The organism is Nocardia carnea, assembly GCF_029868325.1.
GTDB classification, from domain to species: domain Bacteria; phylum Actinomycetota; class Actinomycetes; order Mycobacteriales; family Mycobacteriaceae; genus Nocardia; species Nocardia carnea_C.
Map to the genome: position 1 here is coordinate 23,955 of NZ_JARWNW010000106.1, position 8,408 is coordinate 32,362.

General features: G+C 64.5%; 5 protein-coding genes. 4 read left to right on the forward strand and 1 reads right to left on the reverse strand.

Annotated features, from left to right (window positions below):
* Positions 1-208: 208 nt before the first annotated feature.
* Both QH196_RS07445 and QH196_RS07450 read left to right on the forward strand, forming a co-directional pair.
* On the forward strand, positions 209-1,831 hold the full coding sequence (locus QH196_RS07445; protein ID WP_280415014.1) for an AMP-binding protein: 1,623 nt from the start codon (positions 209-211) through the stop codon (positions 1,829-1,831).
* Positions 1,832-1,844: 13 nt separating this feature from the next.
* On the forward strand, positions 1,845-2,873 hold the full coding sequence (locus QH196_RS07450; protein WP_280415015.1) for an NADPH:quinone reductase: 1,029 nt from the start codon (positions 1,845-1,847) through the stop codon (positions 2,871-2,873).
* Between the two features lie 106 nt (positions 2,874-2,979).
* Here QH196_RS07450 and QH196_RS07455 read toward each other — a convergent pair whose 3' ends face one another.
* A complete protein-coding gene (locus QH196_RS07455) occupies positions 2,980-3,492 on the reverse strand; it encodes an Lrp/AsnC family transcriptional regulator (RefSeq protein WP_280415016.1) in 513 nt (170 codons plus the stop codon).
* Positions 3,493-3,642: 150 nt separating this feature from the next.
* On the opposite strand from QH196_RS07455, the gene QH196_RS07460 reads away from it, so the two are divergent.
* Positions 3,643-7,116, forward strand: coding sequence for an indolepyruvate ferredoxin oxidoreductase family protein (locus QH196_RS07460; protein ID WP_280415017.1), 3,474 nt, complete (start codon positions 3,643-3,645; stop codon positions 7,114-7,116).
* Between the two features lie 14 nt (positions 7,117-7,130).
* Complete coding sequence (locus QH196_RS07465; RefSeq protein WP_280415018.1) at positions 7,131-8,231, forward strand: Glu/Leu/Phe/Val dehydrogenase dimerization domain-containing protein; 1,101 nt, start codon at positions 7,131-7,133, stop codon at positions 8,229-8,231.
* Positions 8,232-8,408: the final 177 nt, after the last annotated feature.

Below are 8,408 nucleotides of genomic sequence, written 5' to 3' on the forward strand. Positions count from 1 at the left end.
CGGTCAATACATAGTCCAGATTTCGTTGACGGATATCTTCCTGTTGACGCAGGAACGGGACAGTGGCAATGTACCGATCAGTCAAGAGATGCCGCCGAGAATCCCCCGCCGACGGGCAGCGACGACTCGCTCCAAGGCACGCTGCACGCCGGCGAGCACACTCGAGACGACGTCGTGCAGCCACGGCATCTCGCAGAAAGGGACAGCCATGAGTGAGCAGCCAGAGAGAACCAGCGGGTCTTCGGATTTTCCGAGCCGCGACCAGGCGGTGCTGCGGTATCTTCTCGACCACCGGGCCGCCGAGGACCCGGACAAGGTCTTCGCAGTATTCGACCAGGGCCCCGTGTGGACCCGGAAGGAAGTGCTGGCGCGTGTGCGGAGCGCCGCCGCCTCACTCCAACGTCTAGGGGTCGACCAGGGCGATCACGTGGTCTGCTGGCTACCGAACGGACCGGAGGCATTGATCTTCTTCTTCGCCGTCAATTACCTGGGCGGTGTGTTCGTGCCGATCAACACCGCCTACCGCGGCGGGGTTCTCTCCCATGTCCTGTCCAACTCGGATGCCGCCCTGATGATCGCCGATTCCGGTCTGGTCCACCGCCTGGCGGATCTTGAAGAATACGGGCGTCTGCGCACGGTGATCACCGTCGGAGCCGCGCTGCCCGATCCCACCGCCGGCCTGACGATGATTCGCGTGGACGATATGCCCGACGCCGGAGACAACCCCGCCGAACCGGAGCGACCGATCGAACCCTGGGACACACAGGCGATCATGTACACATCGGGGACCACCGGCCCCTCCAAGGGAGTTCTGTGCTCCTACATGCAGGCATACTCGAGCTTCAATTCCCACGCGATGCCGTTCATCACCGCCGACGACCGGTTCCTCATCAACATGCCGTTCTTCCACGTCGGCGGGTCCACGCTGACCTACACGATGCTCATCAACGGCGGCTCCGTCGCGGTCGTCGAGCGATTCAGCGGTGAGCGCTTCTGGACGCAGATCCGGGAGACCGACAGCACCATCGTCTTCCTGCTCGGCGTCATGGCCGGTTTCGTCGCACAACGCGACCCCACCCCTGCCGAGGTCGGCAATCCGCTGACCAAGGTCTTCATGTCACCCTTGATCGACGATGTCGACGCCTTCACGCAACGCTTCGGCGTCGACATCTACACCATCTACAACATGACCGAGCTGTCCGCACCGCTGCTATCGGAGGTGAACCCACAGCAACCCGGCACCTGCGGACGCCCCCGCCCCGGTGTACACGTCCGCCTGGTCGACGAGGTCGACCGCGAAGTACCCGTCGGCGCCGTAGGCGAGATCGTCGTACGAACCGATCAACCGTGGGCACTCAATCACGGCTACTACAAGATGCCGGAAGCCACCGCGGCTGCCTGGCGCAACGGATGGTTCCACACCGGCGACAGCGCCCGGCGAGACAGCGCGGGAAACTTCTACTTCGTCGACCGCCTCAAAGACTCCATCCGGCGCAGAGGCGAGAACATCTCCTCGCTGGAAGTGGAACGAGAGCTTCTCGCCCACCCCGACATTCGCGAGGCAGCGGTGGTCGCCGTCCCGAGCGAGATCGCCGAAGACGAAGTCCTCGCCGTGGTCGCACCGGTGCCCGGACGATCGCTCGACCCCGCCCAACTCATCGCCTTCCTCCAACCGCGGATGGCCTACTACATGGTTCCCCGATACTTCCGCATCGTCCACGAACTTCCGAAAACCGATACCGCCAAAATCCAGAAAGCCCAGCTTCGGACAACCGGCGTCACGCCCGACACGTGGGACCGGGAAACAGCGGGTATCCGCGTTGCCCGATGAGAAGAGACAGCGAATGAAAGCAGTCGTATATCGCGCCACGGGTGAGCCCGACAAGGTTCTACAGGTGGTCGATCGCAATATTCCCGAGGTGGGGCCCGGACAGGTCCGCGTTCGCGTGGTTGTCTCGGGAGTGAACCCGACCGACTGCCGGAGCCGGGGCGGCCGGTCGGCGGGTATGCAATTCGACGAACAGGTGCCCAATCAGGACGGCGCCGGCATCGTCGACGCCGTGGCGGCGGATATCCGCGAAATACACCCTGGTCAGCGTGTGTGGCTGTGGGAGGCGGCTTTCGGCAGACCGTCGGGTACAGCGCAGGAGTACGTGGTCCTCCCGGCCCGGCACGTACTGCCGCTACCCGACGAAGCAAGCTTCGATCTCGGCGCCAGTCTCGGTATTCCGGCGCTGACCGCCCACCGAGCACTGACCTCTGCCGAACGCGGCCCGCACCGGCTCGGCCCCGGCACCATGGCCGGAGCGACAGTGCTCGTCCAAGGCGGCGCCGGCGCAGTCGGCAACGCCGCGATCCAGCTGGCCACCTGGTCCGGTGCCACCGTAATCGCCACGGTGAGCACCCCGGAAAAAGAGCTACTGGCTCGTAACGCCGGCGCTCACCACGTCGTCAACTACCGCACCGCCGACGTCGTATCGGCCATATCCGCAGTGGCTCCCGACGGGGTGACACACATCGTCGAGGTGGACCTGGCCGCGAACCTAGCCACCGATATCCAAGTTGTCGCCCCGCACGGCAATATCGTCGTCTACAGCTACGACGTCGACGACCTGCTGCCGATCCCCTCCCTGGCTCTCTTGAAGAAGAACGCCCAAATCAGCTTTCTCTACACCTACACCACCGACTTCCACCACAAGAACGACGCCCTGCTGGATGTGAACGCTGCGCTGGCAGCCGGTGCCATCGGTGTGGGTACCGAACACGGTCTACCGATCCATCGATACGATCTCGACCACACCCCGGACGCGCATACCGCAGTCGAACAAGGGATCACCGGAAAAGCCCTCATCACGGTCACCAGCGGCCGCTGACTCACCGGAACCCGGCCCACACTCGGATTCCGCTCTCACCGATCGCTGACCTCACGGGCTCGGCCACGCGTAGCCGCGTGGCCGAGCCCCTGCTGCGCACCCGGACTCAGGACTTCGGCCTGGGTGCCGCGGTCGAACGGCCCCAGCCGGTACCCTTTGCCATGTCGGCAAGTAATGGGACGGCGCGATGCGGTAGAGGCGTGGTCAGGGTCAGAGCTGTGTTCGAATGGACAACGCCTGCGAACCCGACAATCCGCTCGATCAATCGCTGCAGATCCGGCTGCGTAGCGGTGGCGACACGGACCATCAAGTCCTCACGACCCGTTATCGCATGTATCTCCACGACCTGCGGGATTTTCACCAGCTCGTCGACAATCTTCGCCAGGCTGCCCTGCTCCGTCTCGAGCGCAATGAATGCCTGCACCACCAGACCCGCTCGGGCGAGGTCGAACTCTGGCCGATACCCCGATATCAGCCCTGCATCCTCGAGACGCCGGATCCGAGATTGAACGGTGTTGCGGGAGATCCCCAGCGTCGAGGCGAGCTCGACGACACCGGTTCGGGCATCCCGTTCGAGGACCCGCAGCAACTCGACGTCCAAGCGGTCGATAGTGAGCATTTGTATCACCTCATGGCATGACAGCCGATACAGGCTGATCGTTTCGTTCAGTTGTCGAGGATTCGATTGACCTGATCGTAACCCAAGAACAGGATTACCTGAACAAGCACAACTTCTGCCTACAGGCCGACCACTGAACGGTGTAAACAGATGACTTCCGTTACGGTCTTCGAACCACCGCACTCCGCTTACGATCTCGCCGCCCGATACCGGACCTCGTCCGGGCCGGTACTCATGACCGGAGTACAAGCGATCCCACGGTTCCTCGTGGAACAGCACGAGCGCGACCGCCGTGCGGGCAGGCGGGTCGCGACCTTCGTGTCCGGATACCAGGGCAGTCCGCTGGCAGCCCTCGACAAGCTGCTGGCAGGGATCCCCGAACTCGCCTCCGAACACGATGTCCGGCTGGTACCGGGCATGAACGAAGAGTTGGCCGCGACATCCGTGTGGGGCAGCCAGCTCGCGCTACCCGGAGGTCAGCGGACCCATGACGGCATTGTCGGGGTCTGGTACGGCAAAGGCCCCGGCCTCGATCGTGCAAGCGACGCCCTGCGGCATGCCGCGATGTACGGCGCGCACCCCGCAGGGGGAGCACTCGCACTGGTCGGCGACGACCCTGCCGCCAAGTCGTCCTCGGTCCCGGCCGCCAGTGAAAGATCGCTCGCGGCATTGTCGATGCCGATCTTCTTCCCGCGCAACGCGGAAGAGATCATCGCTTTCGGCCTCTACGGGGTCGCGTTGTCACGCGCCTCTGGCTGCTGGCCGGCGATGAAACTCGTCGCCGACGTCGCCGATGGTTTGTGGACGTTGGATCGAGACTTCTCGAAACTCGAAATCAGCACACCCGGAATCGAATGGGAGGGGCGCCCCTGGACCTACCGGCAGCGGGTCCTCGCCGCGCCGCCGGACAGTGTGCTGGCCGAGGCCGACCTGTACGGCCCGCGATGGGCGATGGTCGAAGCGTTCAACGCCGCCAACGACATAGACCGCATCGAAGTCGATACATCGGTCGCATGGCTGGGCATCGTCGCTGTCGGTACCGCCTACGACGCGGTCCGCCAGGCACTGAGCGAACTCGGTCTCGATGAGAACGATCTCCACTCGGCCGGAATCCGGATCTTACGTATCGGGATGCCCTACCCGCTGGGCGCGGACAAGGTCCGAAGCCTTGCCGCGGGAGTCGAGACAGTGCTCGTCGTCGAGGACAAGACCGCATTTGTCGAGTCGCAGGTCAAAGATATTCTCTATGGCCGCAGTTCCGCTCCGCGTATTCTCGGCAAGCGCGACGCCGACGGTCAGCGGCTCGTCCCTCCGGACGGCGAGCTGACGGCTGCCAGACTGCGAGGTCCGCTGCGCAAAGTACTCGAGGGCCGAGTAGCACTGTCGCCGTCATCCGCACCGCTGCCCCAGCTGACGTTGTTGTCGAGCAAACGCTCCGCATATTTCTGCTCCGGATGCCCACACAATCGGTCCACCGCGGTTCCGGAGGGTTCATTGGCCGGTGGCGGCATCGGCTGCCACACCTTGGTCACGATGTCGTCGCGCACAGATTCCCAGGTCACCGGACTGACCCAGATGGGCGGTGAAGGCGCCCAATGGATCGGACAGGCTCCGTACACCGATATCGAGCACATCTTCCAGAACGTGGGAGATGGAACGTATTTCCACTCCGGGCAACTCGCCGTACAGGCGTGTGTGGCCGCGAACGTCAACATCACCTACAAGATCCTGTACAACTCCGCCGTCGCAATGACCGGCGCGCAGGATGCCGAGGCCGGGCTCACCGTCCCGGAGCTGACGCACAAACTGGCCGCCGAGGGCGTTACCAAGATTATTGTGTGCGCCGAGGAACCATCCCGTCACCCGAAGGGGTCGCTCGCCGCGGGCGTGCTGCTGTGGGACCGCGATCGCCTCGACGAGGCCCAGCGGTTGTTACGCAGCACGAAGGGCGTGACAGTTCTGATCTATGACCAGCCCTGCGCAGCCGAAGCGCGACGCAAACGTAAGAGAGGAACGCTACCCGCCCGGCGCACCCGAGTGATCATCAACGAAGCCGTGTGCGAAGGTTGCGGTGACTGCGGTGTGAAGTCCAATTGCCTCTCGGTTCAACCGGTCGACACCGAGTTCGGCCGCAAGACGCGCATCGATCAGACCACGTGTAACACCGACTACACCTGCCTGGACGGCGACTGCCCCTCGTTCGTCACCGTCGAATTGCCGGACGAGAATGCCGCGGTGACGCGCAAGAAGGCTCCGATTCCGCCGCCGGTGCCGGATCCGACTCACCCGGTCATCACAGGCATCCACAAGGTATTCCTGGCTGGTATCGGTGGCACCGGAATCGTCACAGTGAACCAGGTTCTGGGCATGGCAGCACTGCGCGCTGGACTCCACGTCGAGGGACTGGATCAGACCGGTCTCAGCCAGAAGGCCGGGCCTGTCACCTCTCACCTGCTGATCAGCACGGAGCCCCGCGCGACGTCCAACCGGATCAGCCCATCGTCTGCCGATTGTGTCCTCGCCTTCGACCTGCTCACCGCCGCAGACACCAAATACGCCGGCTTCGGTAACCCGGAACACACGATCACCGTGGCATCCACCAGCAGCACCGCGACCGGGGACATGGTCTATGACGCCGCCGTCGCCTATCCCAGCGAGGCAGATCTACTCACGCGCATCGGCTCCCGCGCCAAGGACCTGATCTCGTTCGACGCGCTGGCCTCCGCCGAGGTCCTTTTCGGGCATACGGCCGCGGCCAACTTCCTGCTCGGCGGCGCCGCCTACCAGGCCGGCGCCCTTCCGATCCCGGCCGAATCGATCGAAGAGGCGATCGCCATCAACGGCGTCGCAGTGCACGACAACCGAGCGGCATTCCACTGGGGCCGGGTGGCCGTCACCGACCCGGCCGCATTCGAAGCACTTACCACCGCCCGCACCCGGAACCCCCGCAGCGACACCGTGGTTCCGGCCCACCTGCTGGCCGACACGCCGATAACGGGATCGGTGCGCGATCTGCTCGATCGTCGAGCGGCTCAGCTGGTCGCCCACTCCGGCGAGCGTGCGGCCACCAGGTACATCCGCTTCGTCGAGTCCGTGTGGCTGAGTGAACGTGCTGTGACCGAACGGGTGGAGCTGTCCGAAGCAGTGGCCGCAAACCTGCACAAGCTGATGGCGTACAAGGATGAATACGAAGTAGCCCGCATGCTCACGGACCCCGCCTTCGTCGACGCAGTCCAGGCCGAGATACCGGGGGCCGGGAAACTGACCTACAAGCTGCACCCGCCTGCGCTGCGAGCACTGGGCCGAAGAAAGAAGATCGGATTCGGCCCACGAACCCATGTAGCGCTGAAGGTATTGGCAAAGGGGAAGTTCCTTCGGGGCACACCGTTCGACCCGTTCGGCTATGCACACGTGCGCAGAACCGAGCGCACATTGATACGCCACTACACAACCATGCTGGATGGGCTGCTCGACACACTCACCACCGAGTCGTATGCCACGGCGGTGGCCGCGGCTCGCGCGCCCGAGCTCGTACGCGGGTACGAAGGGATAAAACTCGGGAATATCGCCCAGTACCGGGCCCGACTCGACGAACTCGGCATCGACACCACATCGCTCAACTGACCGGAGAGGGCCATATGACCACCGCTTCCGAAGCGTCCGAGCCCGAACATGCTCGTGTGGCGGACGACTCCGTCTTCGCACACCCCGAATTCACCGCCGATCCGCCACACGAGCAAGTCATCTTCTGTCGGGACGCGACCAGCGGCCTGCACGCCATCATCGCTGTTCACTCCACCGCTCTCGGGCCGGCGCTCGGCGGGACGCGCTTCTACCCATATCGCTCCGAAGCGCAGGCGCTCGGTGACGTTTTGCGCCTGTCCCGCGGAATGACATTCAAGGCGGCTGCGGCCGGCCTCCGGCTGGGCGGCGGGAAAGCCGTGATCATCGGTGATCCCGCCACCGGCAAATCCGCCGAGTTGCTCCGGACCTACGGTCGTTTCGTCGATACGCTCGGCGGCAGATACATCACGGCCGCAGATGTCGGCACGGCCGCTGACGATATGGATCTCATCGGCGAGACCACCGAGCATGTGGCCGCCCGGAACAAAGCGCGAGGCGGTTCCGGTGATACCGCGCCGATGACGGCGCTGGGCGTCTTCAGGTCCCTGAGCGCCGCTACCGAACGCGTATGGGGTTCGGCTGATCTGACAGGCCGCGTCGTCGGGGTCGAAGGCGTGGGGAAGGTGGGTGCACAACTCACCGGTATGCTGCTCGCTGCAGGAGCCCGTGTCGTCGCCGCCGACCCGAGCCCGGCCGCGACGGCCGCGTTACGCGGCCGGTTCCCTTCCGTCACGATCACCGGCGACGTCCGTGACGAGGCGATCGACATATTCGCTCCCTGCGCCCTGGGCGGCACGGTCACGCCCGAATCGGCGCGCCGTACAACCGCCGAAATCATCTGCGGAGCAGCGAACAACCAACTGTCCGGCCACGCGGTGGAAGGTGAGCTGACCTCACGCGGGGTGGTATGGATCCCCGACTACATCGCCAACGCCGGTGGCCTCATCCAGGCCTTCGGTGAGCGCGAGGGAGAAACGGCCGAGCAGGTCAGAGACAAGGTCTGCGCGCTCCAGGCTCGGGTCGAACGAGTGCTCGACATCTCCGCACAGCACCGGATCTCAACCGGTGATGCCGCCCGGTTGCTCGTCGCCGAACGGCTGTCCAAGGCTGCGTGACCCGCCGGGTGCACCGACTCCTGTTCCCACACTTTCTGCCGATCGAGCGTTGCCCGGCATCCGCTGGCGAGCGGGGGGCCCGAAAACCGGAGCGGTTAAGCGGGCCCCCCCCCCCCCCCCCCAACCCGCCGCAGATAGGGGGGCAACCAGCCCCTGGGAAAAAAGTTTAAAATCAGC